This is a genomic window from Streptomyces sp. DI166 (assembly GCF_900091315.1).
Taxonomy (GTDB): domain Bacteria; phylum Actinomycetota; class Actinomycetes; order Streptomycetales; family Streptomycetaceae; genus Streptomyces; species Streptomyces fuscus.
On sequence record NZ_FLSP01000054.1, the window covers coordinates 1 to 12,085 of the forward strand.

General features: G+C 73.0%; 14 protein-coding genes. 3 read left to right on the top strand and 11 right to left on the bottom strand.

Annotated features, from left to right (window positions below; genetic code table 11):
- Positions 1-110: 110 nt before the first annotated feature.
- The 5 genes from amaP to GA0115233_RS24365 are packed head-to-tail and all read right to left on the bottom strand — an operon-like array spanning position 111 to position 2,430.
- Positions 111-698, bottom strand: a complete 588-nt coding sequence (gene amaP, locus GA0115233_RS24345; protein ID WP_093722421.1) for an alkaline shock response membrane anchor protein AmaP — start codon at positions 696-698, stop codon at positions 111-113.
- Positions 695-1,369: a DUF6286 domain-containing protein gene (locus GA0115233_RS24350; RefSeq protein ID WP_093722422.1), complete on the bottom strand. Its 675-nt coding sequence runs from the start codon at positions 1,367-1,369 to the stop codon at positions 695-697. Before GA0115233_RS24350 ends, amaP begins: the two co-directional genes overlap by 4 nt.
- The gene (locus tag GA0115233_RS24355; protein ID WP_093722423.1) at positions 1,366-1,731 is read right to left on the bottom strand and encodes an Asp23/Gls24 family envelope stress response protein; all 366 of its coding nucleotides are present in this window, start codon (positions 1,729-1,731) and stop codon (positions 1,366-1,368) included. Before GA0115233_RS24355 ends, GA0115233_RS24350 begins: the two co-directional genes overlap by 4 nt.
- Positions 1,728-1,919, bottom strand: a complete 192-nt coding sequence (locus GA0115233_RS24360; protein WP_093722424.1) for a hypothetical protein — start codon at positions 1,917-1,919, stop codon at positions 1,728-1,730. The genes GA0115233_RS24355 and GA0115233_RS24360 overlap by 4 nt, the downstream gene beginning before the upstream one ends.
- Positions 1,920-1,956: 37 nt before the next feature.
- Positions 1,957-2,430 (bottom strand): Asp23/Gls24 family envelope stress response protein, encoded by a 474-nt coding sequence (locus GA0115233_RS24365; RefSeq protein WP_093722425.1) that lies wholly within the window; start codon positions 2,428-2,430, stop codon positions 1,957-1,959.
- An 88-nt stretch (positions 2,431-2,518) separates the two neighbouring features.
- Here GA0115233_RS24365 and GA0115233_RS24370 point away from each other — a divergent pair, with 88 nt between their 5' ends.
- Positions 2,519-3,241, top strand: a complete 723-nt coding sequence (locus tag GA0115233_RS24370) for a nucleopolyhedrovirus P10 family protein (RefSeq protein ID WP_093722426.1) — start codon at positions 2,519-2,521, stop codon at positions 3,239-3,241.
- 16 nt (positions 3,242-3,257) lie between these two features.
- Here the strand turns inward: GA0115233_RS24370 and GA0115233_RS24375 are convergent, their stop codons facing one another.
- From GA0115233_RS24375 to abc-f, 3 genes are all read right to left on the bottom strand, one after another.
- Positions 3,258-4,049, bottom strand: coding sequence for an enoyl-CoA hydratase/isomerase family protein (locus tag GA0115233_RS24375; protein WP_093722427.1), 792 nt, complete (start codon positions 4,047-4,049; stop codon positions 3,258-3,260).
- A 109-nt stretch (positions 4,050-4,158) separates the two neighbouring features.
- Positions 4,159-4,377 (bottom strand): helix-turn-helix domain-containing protein, encoded by a 219-nt coding sequence (locus tag GA0115233_RS24380; protein ID WP_019758351.1) that lies wholly within the window; start codon positions 4,375-4,377, stop codon positions 4,159-4,161.
- Between the two features lie 335 nt (positions 4,378-4,712).
- Positions 4,713-6,311 (bottom strand): ribosomal protection-like ABC-F family protein, encoded by a 1,599-nt coding sequence (gene abc-f, locus GA0115233_RS24385; RefSeq protein ID WP_093722428.1) that lies wholly within the window; start codon positions 6,309-6,311, stop codon positions 4,713-4,715.
- Positions 6,312-6,611: 300 nt separating this feature from the next.
- Between abc-f and GA0115233_RS24390 the strand changes: the two genes are divergently transcribed.
- Complete coding sequence (locus GA0115233_RS24390; protein WP_093722429.1) at positions 6,612-7,502, top strand: KPN_02809 family neutral zinc metallopeptidase; 891 nt, start codon at positions 6,612-6,614, stop codon at positions 7,500-7,502.
- A 13-nt stretch (positions 7,503-7,515) separates the two neighbouring features.
- On the opposite strand, the gene GA0115233_RS24395 is transcribed toward GA0115233_RS24390, so the two are convergent.
- From GA0115233_RS24395 to GA0115233_RS24405, 3 genes are all read right to left on the bottom strand, one after another.
- Entirely contained in the window at positions 7,516-8,925 is a 1,410-nt protein-coding gene (locus tag GA0115233_RS24395) for a hypothetical protein (protein WP_176711926.1), read from the bottom strand.
- A 160-nt stretch (positions 8,926-9,085) separates the two neighbouring features.
- Entirely contained in the window at positions 9,086-10,213 is a 1,128-nt protein-coding gene (locus GA0115233_RS24400) for an alpha/beta hydrolase (protein ID WP_093722431.1), read from the bottom strand.
- A 213-nt stretch (positions 10,214-10,426) separates the two neighbouring features.
- A complete protein-coding gene (locus tag GA0115233_RS24405; protein ID WP_093722432.1) occupies positions 10,427-11,128 on the bottom strand; it encodes a class II aldolase/adducin family protein in 702 nt (233 codons plus the stop codon).
- A 195-nt stretch (positions 11,129-11,323) separates the two neighbouring features.
- Between GA0115233_RS24405 and GA0115233_RS24410 the strand changes: the two genes are divergently transcribed.
- Entirely contained in the window at positions 11,324-12,073 is a 750-nt protein-coding gene (locus tag GA0115233_RS24410) for a lysozyme (RefSeq protein ID WP_093722433.1), read from the top strand.
- The last annotated feature ends 12 nt before the right edge of the window (positions 12,074-12,085 follow it).

Below are 12,085 nucleotides of genomic sequence, written 5' to 3' on the forward strand. Positions count from 1 at the left end.
GGCCGCCCGTGGCCCCGGGCCACACCCGGCGCCGGCCCAGCCCGCGCGCCGGGCGGGACACCGGCGCCCCGGCAGCACCCGGACGGGGCCGCGGCAGGGGTTCCGAGCCGTCAGCTCACTCGTTCCGCGCGGTGCTTGGCCGCCCGCAGTCTGACCTCCGCCGGCAACGACGCCAGGCCGGCGGAGTCCCGGGCGTGGGTCAGGGCGCCGTCCGTGAGGTCGGTCAGCGCCGTACCGGGGTCCACATGCGGTTCCAGGAGGAGCCGCACCCGGGCCTCGGGGGCGTTCCTGCGGCCCGTCAGACGGGTGTGGGCCTTGTGGACGCCCTCCATCAGGCCCGCTTCCTCGGTCAGTACGTGTTCCAGCGCGCGGCCCCGCAGCAGGGCGCCCTCGCCGTCGCCGGTGTCGACCAGGACCTCGGTGAGGCGGCGGCGCCGCAGGTTGGCGGTCAGCCACCACAGCAGGAGCAGCAGCAGGACCGCGAGCACCGCGATGACGACCGGCCACCACCAGCCCTCGTCCCGCCAGCGGGTGCGCTCGGAGTCGCTGAGCAGGACATCGTGCTCGCTGCCGTGGATCCACCAGGACGGCGGGTTCAGCCCCAGGCCGACGGCCAGCACCGAGCCGCCGAGCAGGATCAGCAGGACTCCGAGCACCGCCAGTACGACGCGGTTGACGGCCCTGAGCATCGCCCTCACCCCTTCCGTCCGGGCCGGCGTACGTGCACCGACAGTGCGGGCGGCCGGGACAGGCCGAGGCCGCGGAGCGCTTCGGCGAGGATCCGGTCCAGGTCCTCGCGTACGTCGTCCAGGTCGCGGAAGTGGGAGACCGCGCGCACGTCGGCGTGCTTGCGGCGCACCCGGGTCCGTACCGACTGCACGCCCGCGACCTCCATCGCCCGGTCGCGCAGGACCAGCGCGGCGGCGTCCCGGTCGAGTCCGGCGCGGATGTCGGAGTGCGTGCGGCGCATCGGCAGCAGGGCGCGCAGGCCGGGGGTGGTGGCCAGGAGGAGCAGCCACAGGCCGAGCGCCGCGGCCACACCCGCGCCGACCAGGACCCAGGTGTCGTCCAGGGGCCGTTCGGCGAGCTGATCGGCCAGTTCGCCGCGCCAGGCCATGGCGTTCCGGTCGGCGCGCACGGCGGCGACGTCGTACAGGAACACGCCGGTCAGGAGCAGCAGAAGCAGCGCGACCACGGTGGCCGGGACCCGGCGGGCGGACCAGAAGCGGCCGTTCGCGCCGTCGTCGTCGAGGACCGGCGGCGGGGCGTCGTAGCCGGCCGCGGAGGCGTTCTGGTCGAGGGTGCCGGTGTCCTTCTCGACCACCGGAAGGGGCCGGGTGGTGCCCTCGGAGCCCTGGGAATCGCTCATCGCGTCCTCACCTCCGTGCCGTGTGCCGCGTGCAGCCGCTCCACCTGGACGGCTACTTCCGGCACCTCCATGCCCACCAACGCGCCTACCCGCTCGGCGACATGACGACGCACGGCGGCGCAGCGGGCGCCGATGTCGGTGGGGTAGTCGAGTTCGAGGTGGATCCGGACATGGGCGATGTCGTGGTGCACGGTGACCCCGGCGTACGGCGGCGACGCGCTCTTGGGCAGCGCGCCGAGCGCCTCGCGGGCGGCCCGGGAGGCGACCTTGGCCACGACCCGGTCGGCGATCCGGGTGGCGCCGCGCTCACCGGGCGGCACGGCGGCCCGCGGGACGCGGACCTCACCGGGGCCGGCCGTCACCGCCGGTCGCGTCGGTCGTCGCGGCTGCGGAAGAAGTCACCGAGTTCCAGGTCCCCTTCGAGGAACCGGCCGGCGACGAAACCGATGGCGCCCAGGGCGGCCACCAGCAGGAAGGCACCGAAGCCGCCGAAGTACCCGGCGAAGCCCAGCGCCATGCCGGCGATCATGCCGACCACGGCCATGCTCATGGTGCGCTCCCCTCAGCGGTACTGCGTCCGGTCCGGGTCACTGGATCCTGGGCTCCAGTTCCTCTTCCTCCTCGTCGGGCAGCTTCACATCGCTCACCGCGATGTTGACCTCGACGACCTCCAGGCCGGTCATGCGCTCCACCGCGGCGACCACGTTCTCCCGCACCGCGCGGGCGACGTCGGAGATGGACACGCCGTAGTCGACGACGATCTCCAGGTCGAGCGCGGTCTGCACCTCGCCGACCTCGGCCTTGACTCCGCGGGTGACGGACTTGGAGCCGCCTCCGGGCACGCGGTCGCGCACCGCGCCGAAGGTGCGGCTGATCCCGCTGCCCATCGCGTGCACACCGACGACGTCACGCGCGGCGAGCCCCGCGATCTTCTCGACGACGCCGTCGGCGATGGTGGTGCGTCCCCGGGTGGACGGGTCACCGCCGCCGCGCCGGACGGTCTTGCGGGTCTGTACGGTCGACTCCTGCTCGCCCTGGGGCTTCGGTGTCGTCTCGCTCATGGCAGTACGTCCCTTCCGGTTCGTCCTCCTTCGACCACCGTAAGTGCGGTTGCGCCGTTGCGCCCCGGGGATGGGGCAGGCTGGAGTAATGACGGCGGACGGATGGACGCGAGCGGTACGGCGACAGCTCGGGCTGGGCAGGCTGCTGCCGCTGGGCGGAGCGCGGGACGGCGCGTGGATCGTGGAACAGGCGGCCGTGGCGGTGCTGGAGCGCGCGGCGCACGACCTGCCGGGGGTACGCCTCGAAGCGGTGCGGATCGCGCCGGTGGATCCGGAGCGGGCGGCGGAACCGGCCGTACCGGCCCCGCCGAGCGCGCTGTGGCCGGGGCCCCTGCGGGTGTCGGCGGAGTTCGCGGCGACGGCGGCCGAGCCGCTGCCCACGGTGGCGGACGCCCTGCGCGCCACGCTCGCCGGGGCGGCGGACCGGCGCCTGGGCCTGACGGTCACGGAGGTGGACCTACGGGTGACGGCGCTGCTGGAACAGGCCCCCGAGCCCGCCGGGCGGACCGCGCAGGACCCGCCGCCCACCAGGGACCCGGCCCCCGGCGACGAGGCCCGGGTGGCCGAGGCCGCCCTCGCGGTACCGGGCGTCACGGCCCTGACCGCGACCCTGGCCGCCCTCGGCCGCCCGGTACACATCGAGGAACGCCCCGCCGGCACGTCCCTCCCGGGCCGCCACGTCCGCGTGGAGATCGCGGTGTTCCGGGCCTACCGGGCCGTGGACGTGGCCCGCGAGGTGCGTACCGCGGTGTCGGCGGCGCTCACTGATCACCCGACGGTGGCCGTGCTGGTCACGGACATCGCCGGGTGAGCGGCTGTGCGCCGGACTACTCGCCGATGCCGGCCAGGTCCCGCAGCCGGCGCGCCTGGGCGGCCCGCTCCGCCGTGCGCTGGTCCTCGTACGTGCGCTCCGTGGCGCCGCGCAGCAGGGCCTTGGTCTCGATGACCGCGTCGCGGGGGGCCGCGAGCAGGGCGGCGGTGAGGTCGCGTACGGCGCCGTCGAGCTGGTCGGCGGGCACGGCGACGTTGGCGAGGCCCGTGTTCACGGACTCCTCGGCCGTGACGAAGCGGCCCGTGGCGCAGATCTCCAGCGCGCGGGCGTAGCCGACGAGGCCCACCAGGGGGTGGGTGCCCGTCAGGTCGGGGACCAGGCCGAGGCTGGTCTCGCGCATGGCGAACTGCACGTCGTCGGCGACGACGCGCAGGTCGCAGGCGAGAGCGAGCTGGAAGCCCGCCCCGATGGCATGTCCCTGGACGGCGGCGATGGAGACGATGTCACTCCGCCGCCACCAGGTGAAAGCCTCCTGGTACTCGGCGATGGTCGCGTCGAGCTCGGCATCGCTGCCGCGTGCGAGATCGAGGAACGACGGCTCGCCGTCGAAGCCTTCCGGCGTGAACGCCTGCCGGTCGAGGCCGGCCGAGAACGACTTGCCCTCGGCCCGCAGCACGACGACCCGGACGGATCCGGGCAGCAGCCGACCGGCCTCGGTGAGCGCGCGCCACAGAGCGGGGCTCTGCGCGTTGCGCTTCGCGGGGTTGGTCAGCGTCACCGTGGCGACTGCGTCGTCGACGGTGAGTCGTACGCCGTCCTTGTCGAGAACCGGGTCGAGCGAAGCCATGGGGCGCCTCCGATGGGGTGCGGTCAGCTAAGTGACTGCACAGTAACCACCCGGCCGGTCGACCGATCGACCGGGTGGCCACCATCGAAGCCGCAGGGGCCGCCCGAGGTCAGCCGGCGGCTTTCTTGCCGCGCGTCGCCCCGCCACGCCCACGCAGCGTGACGCCCGACTCACTGAGCATCCGGTGTACGAAGCCATACGAGCGACCGGTCTCTTCGGCCAGCGCTCGGATGCTCGCACCGGAGTCGTACTTCTTCTTCAGGTCTGCCGCGAGCTTGTCGCGCGCGGCGCCGGTAACCCGGCTGCCCTTCTTCAGAGTCTCGGCCACCCGTGCCTCCTCATGGGAAGTGCGCTCTGGTCTCCTCATGATCACCCCTCCCGGGCCTGATGGCCACCCATTCGGCAAGGTCCGTAAGACACGGATTTGACGACAGGAGTCGGTCCACACAAGTGGAATCGACAATTCCGAGAAGCCGTCTCCGTACCGCCGAATGGGTTGTTCCGGAAAGTGCCAGGTCACGGACGCACCGCGGCCGAGCCCTTGTGTGCCAAGGGCTCGGCCGCGCAATGGATGTAGGACACACCTCGGTACGAGGAGATCTCACACAGATGATGGATCACGGATCGGCCGAATGATCCATACGCTGTGGATCACGCTTTCGATCAAGCCAGGGCGACGAGATCCGCGTAGTCGGCGCCCCACAGGTCCTCCACCCCGTCCGGCAGCAGGATGATCCGCTCCGGCTGGAGCGCCTCCACGGCGCCCTCGTCGTGGGTGACCAGGACGACCGCGCCCTTGTAGGTGCGCAGCGCGCCGAGGATCTCCTCGCGGCTGGCCGGGTCGAGGTTGTTGGTGGGCTCGTCGAGCAGCAGCACGTTCGCCGAACTGACCACCAGCGTGGCCAGCGCCAGCCGGGTCTTCTCACCGCCGGAGAGCACCCCGGCCGGCTTGTCGACGTCGTCACCGGAGAACAGGAACGAGCCCAGCACCTTGCGGACCTCGACGAGATCCATGTCGGGCGCGGCCGAGCGCATGTTCTCCAGCACCGTGCGGTCGGGGTCCAGGGTCTCGTGCTCCTGGGCGTAGTAGCCGATCTTCAGGCCGTGGCCGGGGATGACGGCGCCGGTGTCCGGCTGCTCGACGCCCGCGAGGAGCCGCAGCAGGGTCGTCTTGCCCGCGCCGTTCAGCCCGAGGATGACCACCCGGGAGCCCTTGTCGATGGCCAGGTCGACATCGGTGAAGATCTCCAGGGAGCCGTACGACTTCGACAGGCCCTCGGCGGTCAGCGGGGTCTTGCCGCAGGGCGCGGGCTCCGGGAAGCGCAGCTTGGCGACCTTGTCGGACTGGCGGACCTCTTCGAGGCCGGAGAGCAGGCGCTCCGCGCGGCGGGCCATGTTCTGCGCGGCGACCGTCTTGGTGGCCTTGGCGCGCATCTTGTCGGCCTGGGCGTTGAGCGCGGCGGCCTTCTTCTCGGCGTTCTGCCGCTCGCGCCTGCGGCGCTTCTCGTCGGCCTCGCGCTGCTGCTGGTAGAGCTTCCAGCCCATGTTGTAGATGTCGATCGTGGCGCGGTTGGCGTCCAGGTAGAACACCTTGTTCACGACCGTGTCGACCAGGTCGACGTCGTGGGAGATCACGATGAAGCCGCCGCGGTAGGTCTTGAGGTAGTCGCGCAGCCAGATGATCGAGTCGGCGTCGAGGTGGTTGGTCGGCTCGTCGAGCAGCAGGGTGTCGGCGTCCGAGAACAGGATCCGGGCCAGCTCGATACGGCGGCGCTGACCGCCGGAGAGGGTGTGCAGCGGCTGGCCGAGCACCCGGTCGGGCAGGTTCAGCGCGGCGGCGATGGTGGCGGCCTCGGCCTCGGCGGAGTACCCGCCCTTGGTGAGGAACTCCGTCTCCTGGCGCTCGTACTGCTTGAGGGCCTTCTCGCGGGTGGCGCCCTTGCCGTTGGCGATGCGCTCCTCGTTCTCGCGCATCTTGCGGATCAGGACGTCCAGGCCGCGCGCGGACAGGATGCGGTCACGGGCGAGCACGTCGAGGTCGCCGGTGCGCGGGTCCTGCGGGAGGTAGCCGACCTCCCCGGAACGGGTGATGGTGCCGGCGGCCGGGATGCCCTGTCCGGCGAGGCACTTGGTGAGGGTGGTCTTGCCGGCGCCGTTGCGGCCGACCAGACCGATGCGGTCGCCCTTGGCGACGCGGAAGGTTGCGGATTCGATGAGAACGCGGGCGCCGGCGCGCAGCTCGATGCCGGTGGCGGAGATCACGGTCAGACTCCAGGGCGGGTGGATTGGCGGGGTGGGCGAATCGAGGGGTGCCGCGCGTAGCGCGCCGTTGCATGGGCGGTGGCGGGTGACGGGCGGGCGTTCCCGCCGTCTAATGCGCGAGGAGAATGGCCATGCGGCCAGTCTAACGGGGACGTGCAAGCGGTTTTCCGGCCTCGGGCCCGCACGTGACGTACGGCACGCCCGGCCACCGGCCCGGTCCCCCGTTCGGCGGCCTGTCCGCGACCGGGGCGGGACGGGGGGTGAGGATGGCCGCGGGGGCACGGAGCGCGCGGAGGCCCCATGCAGTTCGACGACGACGCGAGGCTGGACACCTCCGAGGTGCAGGACGTGCGTGGCAGCCGGATCCCCGGTGGCCGGGCCACCGTGGGCGGCGGTCTGGCCGGGCTGCTGGCCCTGGTGCTCGCGCTGCTGTTCGGGGTCGGGCCGGACCAGTTGGGACTGACCGACGGCAGCGAGCAGCCCGCGGCCCCGGCGTCGGGTCTCGCGCAGGTCCAGCAGGCGTGTCTGACCGGGCAGGACGCCAACGCCCGTGACGACTGCCGCATGGTGGCCGTCGTCAACAGCGTGCAGGACTTCTGGGACGGCGAGTTCACCCGGCGCGGCGGCGCGTACGGGCGCTCGCCGACGGTGTTCTTCAGCGAGCGAGTCGGTACCGCGTGCGGGTCGGCGACCAGCGCGGTGGGGCCGTTCTACTGTCCGGGCGACCGCAAGGTCTATCTGGACCTGGGCTTCTTCGAGGACCTGCGCACGACGTTCGGCGCCCAGGGCGGGCCGTTCGGACAGGCGTACGTGGTGGCCCACGAGTACGGGCACCATGTGCAGAACCTGACCGGCACGCTGGGCCGGTCGCGGGACGGACGGACCGGCGCGGGCAGCAACGCGGTACGGGTGGAGCTCCAGGCCGACTGCTACGCGGGGGTGTGGGCGCACCACGCCACGACGACCCCGGACGAGTCGACCGGGCGCCCGCTGATCACCGAGCTGACCGACGCGGACATCCGGGACGGGCTGGACGCGGCGGCGGCCGTGGGCGACGACCGGATCCAGGAGCGGTTCCAGGGCCGGGTGACCCCGGAGACCTGGACGCACGGTTCGGCCCAGCAGCGGCAGGAGTGGTTCTACCGGGGGTACGAGAGCGGGGACATGGCCCGCTGCGACACCTTCCGCTGAGCCGGCGCCCGCGTCAGCTGCCGCCCGTGTGGACCTGGAAGGCGGCCCGACGGACCGCCTTGGCCAGAGCCGGGTCGGGGTGGGCCGCGGCCAGGGCCACGAGGACCTGGACCGTGCGGGGGTGGCCGACGGCGCGGACCTCCTCCAGGAGGGCGGGGACCGTGGGCTGGACCGCCGACTCCAGATGGCGTACCAGCATGGGGGCCTCGCCGTGGTCGGCGACCGCAGCGGCGGTGTCGACCCAGAGCCAGGTGGCCTCCTCCCGGGTGAGGACCTCGTGGGCGTCCTCGGGGTCGACCCCGTCGTGCTCGGCCAGCCACAGCAGGGCGTACGGGCGCAGCGCGGGCTCGTCGACCACGGCCCGTACGTCGGGCTCGGCGGGGGCGCCGACCACGCGCAGCGCCTCGAAGGCCAGGCCGCGGGTCAGGGCGTCCTCGCCGCGGGCGGCGTGGATCAGCTCGGTGACGGCGCTGCCGACGGGCCGGGCGGCGAGCCAGGCCCGGTACTCGGCGCGGGCGGCGTTCGGGCGCAACTGGGCGCAGCCGCGGAGCATGTCCTCGGCGGACTGCTCGATGTTCCCGGCGGGGCTCTGCGCGGCCACGCAGATCTGCTCCAGCTTGACCCAGACCGCCCAGCTGCCGAGGGGGGTCAGGGTGGCCTGGCCGTCGCCGTAGGTGAGGGCGCCGACGGAGGCGAGGGCGGTGAGCGCCCAGTCGAGGAGGGGGGCGAGCGGGGTGTCGGCGGCGGGGTCGCCGAGCGCCTCGGCGTCGGGCAGGGGCTGGGGGCCGTACGGGATCTCGCAGCGCTCGGTGCGCAGTTCGGTGACGCGCTGCTCCAGGAGGTCCAGGAGCTGGGTCACCGGCACGGGCCCGGCGGAGAGCTGGAGGAAGGAGAGCACCTGCGGCATGGCCGAGACGACCTCGGCGACGGCGGCGGGCGCGTGGTCGACGGGCTCCGGGTAGGCGAGCGACCATGCGTCGAAGAGGGCGACCCAGCCGCGCAGTACGGCGCTGTCGTCGCGGTTCCAGGCGCGCAGCCGCCAGCCGGGGCGGGCGCTGTCGCCGTGCACCTCGACCAGCCCGGCGAGGCGGGCGGTGTCCCAGTCGGCGCGGACCTGGGCGACGGTCAGCCCCAGATCGGCGGCGGCCTTCTCGGCGGTCGCGTCGGAGAGGGTGCCCTTGCCGTCGGAGGGGGTGCCGTCGCGGCCGGGGCGCAGGGCGGCGTCCGCCCAGCGGGCGACGCGGGCCGCCGGGGCCAGGAGGGAACGCGCCATTCCGGCCAGTTCCGCGGGGGCCGGGGTGCCTTCCGGCGGGCGTGGTGCGGCGCGGCGTGGGCGCCGCTGGTTCACGGCTCTGGGGGCGGCGGCCAGGGGTCGCGGGCGGACGAGTCGAAGCCTGGAGTCGCGCGGGATACGGGACGTCACGGGTGCAGTCTTCCGGTTGACGGTCCGAAAACCCAAACGGAATGTCACGAGGGGCGACGGGGATGGCCAACGCACGGGGTCCGGCGGGCGGTGGGGCACCGGTATCAGGCCAGCCGTACAGGGTTAAACGGAACGGGTGCGACCGGCCCTCCCGGAGGTGCTACATCAGCGGGGTCAGGAAGCGGCGCAGGGATTCCTCGTAGGCCGTGGGGTCGGCGTTCCACATGGCGCCGTGGGGTGCCCGCTTGACCGTCTGGAGCGCGACCAGGTTCGGGCGGGCGGCCGCGAGGCGCCGGGAGCGGTCCCAAGGGGCGACCGTGTCGTCGGGTCCGTGGAAGATCAGGGTCGGCACGGTGAGCGTGTCCGGGGTGTGCTCGGGGCCGGCGTGGTCGCCGTACAGGCCCGTACGGCCCTGGGCGGCGCGGACGGCGAGCGGGAGCAGGGCGCCCGGGGTGCGGCGGGCCGACGCCAGGGCGCGCAGGGTGGCCTCCCAGTCGAGCACCGGGGAGTCCAGGACGAGGCCGGAGACGCGCCCGCGCAGCCCGGAGCGGGCGGCGGCGCGCAGGGCCATGCTGGCGCCGGTGGACCAGCCGAGCAGGACGACCTGTTCGGCGCCGTGGCTGACGGCGTAGCGGATCGCCGCGTCCAGGTCGCGCCACTCGGTCTCGCCGAGGTGGTTCAGGCCGTCCGGGGGGCGGGGTGCGCCGAGGTCGCCGCGGTAGGCGGGGGCGAGCACCGGGAAGTGGCGGGCATGGAGGAACTCCATGACGTTCATGGCGACTTCGCGGGTGGTGCCGAGTCCGTGCACGGCGATGACCCAGGTGGCGCGACTGCCGGGGACGAACCAGGCGGGCAGGATGCCGAGTTCACCGGGGATCTCGACGTCGGCGTGGTCGAGACCGAGTGCGGAGGCCGGGTCGCCGACATGGAGATTCGGGGTCAGCCAGACCTTGTCGCCGGGGGTGAGGCTGCCATGGGTGACGCGCTCCAGCCGGCGGACGACGGTGTCGGCGGTCTGGCTCGCGGCTCCGAGCACGGCGCCGACGACGGCGTGCGAGCCGTCGCCGCCGAGCCCGTAGGTACCGGGCCGCAGCGAGGCGAGATCCCGGGTGAGCGTGATCTGCCCGGCCGCCGTGCCGTGCACCGTGAGCCGGGGTTCGGTGGGCAGCGGCCTGCCCGAGGGCGCCTTCAGCGCGGCATCGCTGGCCAGCCGCCCGGCGGCCACGCTCGCCGCCCCGGCGGCCAGGGCCATGGTGACGGCAGCGGCCGTCGCTGTGACAGTGCGCACCCCACCAGTGTCCTGGCGGACGGCTCGGGGGGCCAGTGGGAGGGGGATGGGGGGTGACCGGGCGGCGGCGCCGGGAAGGCCGTGGCGCGGATTCCGGCGTGTGGGTTTGGGCGAGCGGATCTCGGCACGCGGATTCCGGGACGCGGATTCCGGGCCGTGGATTCCGGGCCGTGGATTCCGGGCCGTGGATTCCGGGCCGTGGATTTCGGCGTGTCAGCCTTGCTGGCCGTAGCCCTTCAGCTTTGCCGCCACCTCGGACAGTTGGGCGGGGGTCAGGAGCGACGGGGTCAGGCCCGGTACCGACGACGCGGTGAGCCAGACCCGGCACATCCACTCCAGTTGGGAGGTGCGGTCGTAGGCCTGGGCCAGGGTCGTGCCGTAGGTCAGCGTGCCGTGGTTCTGGAGCAGGCAGGCCGTGCGGTCGGTGAGGGCGCGGAGCATGTTCTCGGCCAACTCCGCGGTGCCGTACGTCGCATAGGGGGCAACCCGGACGGGGCCGCCGAGGTCCGCGGTGATGTAGTGGATCGCCGGGACCTGCTGGACCAGCGTCGAGACGGCCGTGGCGTGGACCGCGTGGGTGTGCACGACGGCGCGCGCGTCGGTGGCGGCGTACACCGCGAGATGCATCGGCAGCTCACTGGTCGGGCGGAGCGTGCCGAGCACCCGGCGGCCGGAGAGGTCCACGCCGGTCACGTCGGCCGGTCCGAGCCTGTCGTACGGCACTCCCGTCGGTGTGACCAGCACGGTGTCGCCGACGCGCACCGAGACATTGCCCGAGGTGCCGACGACGAGCCCTTCGGTCACTGTCCGCCGGGCCGTCGTGACCAGTTCCTCCCAGGCCCGCGCCTCCTCGGGACCCACACCTTCCGGCCACCGCTCCCCCACGTCCCGCTGCTCACCTCGCCGCTCAGCCATGCCGTGATCCTGCCAGTCCGCCCCTCGAACACCGTGGAGTCGGGGCACTTTAGGCCGGAAGCCCAACCTCCGGAAGAGGGCATAGGCTCCCAAAACGGTCGCTATCCGTACTTGGCCGAGGAACACCGATCATTCTTGCCCCATCCCCTACTCTCTGGCTGATTTGTTGTGCACGTCGCCATTCCGGGGGGAAACATGGCTCGTGATCGCACACCGTCCCGCCACCGCGCCCGCGTCCTCGCGGCGTCCGCGGCCGCGCTGGCCGTAGCGGGAACCGCGCTGGCCGAGTCACCGGCCGCCGCGGCGAGCAGGCCCAAGGGGCACGACGTCTCGTCGCACCAGAAGAACGTCGACTGGCAGCGGGCGAGGGCCAAGGGCGCCCGGTTCGTCTACGTCAAGGCGACCGAGTCCCACACCTACCGCAACCCCTACTTCAACCAGCAGTACACCGGTTCACGCAGCGCCGGCCTCATCCGCGGCGCCTACCATTTCGCGCTCCCGGACAAGTCCTCCGGCAGGAAGCAGGCCGCCCACTTCGTGCGCAACGGCGGCGGCTGGACCGCGGACGGCTGGACCCTGCCGCCCGCGCTGGACATCGAATACAACCCGTACGACAAGGACCACAAGTGCTACGGCCTGTCCCGGTCCCGGACGGTCGGTTGGATCAAGGCGTTCAGCGACGAGGTGAAACGGCTCACCGGCCGCCGCCCGGTGATCTACACGACCACTCACTGGTGGAACACCTGCACCGGCGGCAACCGCGACCTGGCCGCCGATCACGCGCTGTGGGTGGCCCGCTACAGCTCCTCCGACGCAGGCACGCTGCCCGCCGGATGGTCGGCGTGGACCTTCTGGCAGTACGACAACGGCGGCACCCTTCCGGGTGATCAGAATCTCTTCAACGGCTCCCTGAAACAGCTCAAAAAGCTCGCCCGGGGCACCTGATCCCGCCGCGCA

Excerpts from the sequence above, each read along its gene's own strand:
- GA0115233_RS24350 (WP_093722422.1), bottom strand. The coding sequence starts at position 1,369 with ATGAGCGATTCCCAGGGCTCCGAGGGCACCACCCGGCCCCTTCCGGTG.
- GA0115233_RS24360 (WP_093722424.1), bottom strand. The coding sequence starts at position 1,919 with ATGAGCATGGCCGTGGTCGGCATGATCGCCGGCATGGCGCTGGGCTTC.
- GA0115233_RS24365 (WP_093722425.1), bottom strand. The coding sequence starts at position 2,430 with ATGAGCGAGACGACACCGAAGCCCCAGGGCGAGCAGGAGTCGACCGTA.
- GA0115233_RS24370 (WP_093722426.1), top strand. The coding sequence starts at position 2,519 with ATGACGGCGGACGGATGGACGCGAGCGGTACGGCGACAGCTCGGGCTG.
- GA0115233_RS24375 (WP_093722427.1), bottom strand. The coding sequence starts at position 4,049 with ATGGCTTCGCTCGACCCGGTTCTCGACAAGGACGGCGTACGACTCACC.
- GA0115233_RS24390 (WP_093722429.1), top strand. The coding sequence starts at position 6,612 with ATGCAGTTCGACGACGACGCGAGGCTGGACACCTCCGAGGTGCAGGAC.
- GA0115233_RS24405 (WP_093722432.1), bottom strand. The coding sequence starts at position 11,128 with ATGGCTGAGCGGCGAGGTGAGCAGCGGGACGTGGGGGAGCGGTGGCCG.
- GA0115233_RS24410 (WP_093722433.1), top strand. The coding sequence starts at position 11,324 with ATGGCTCGTGATCGCACACCGTCCCGCCACCGCGCCCGCGTCCTCGCG.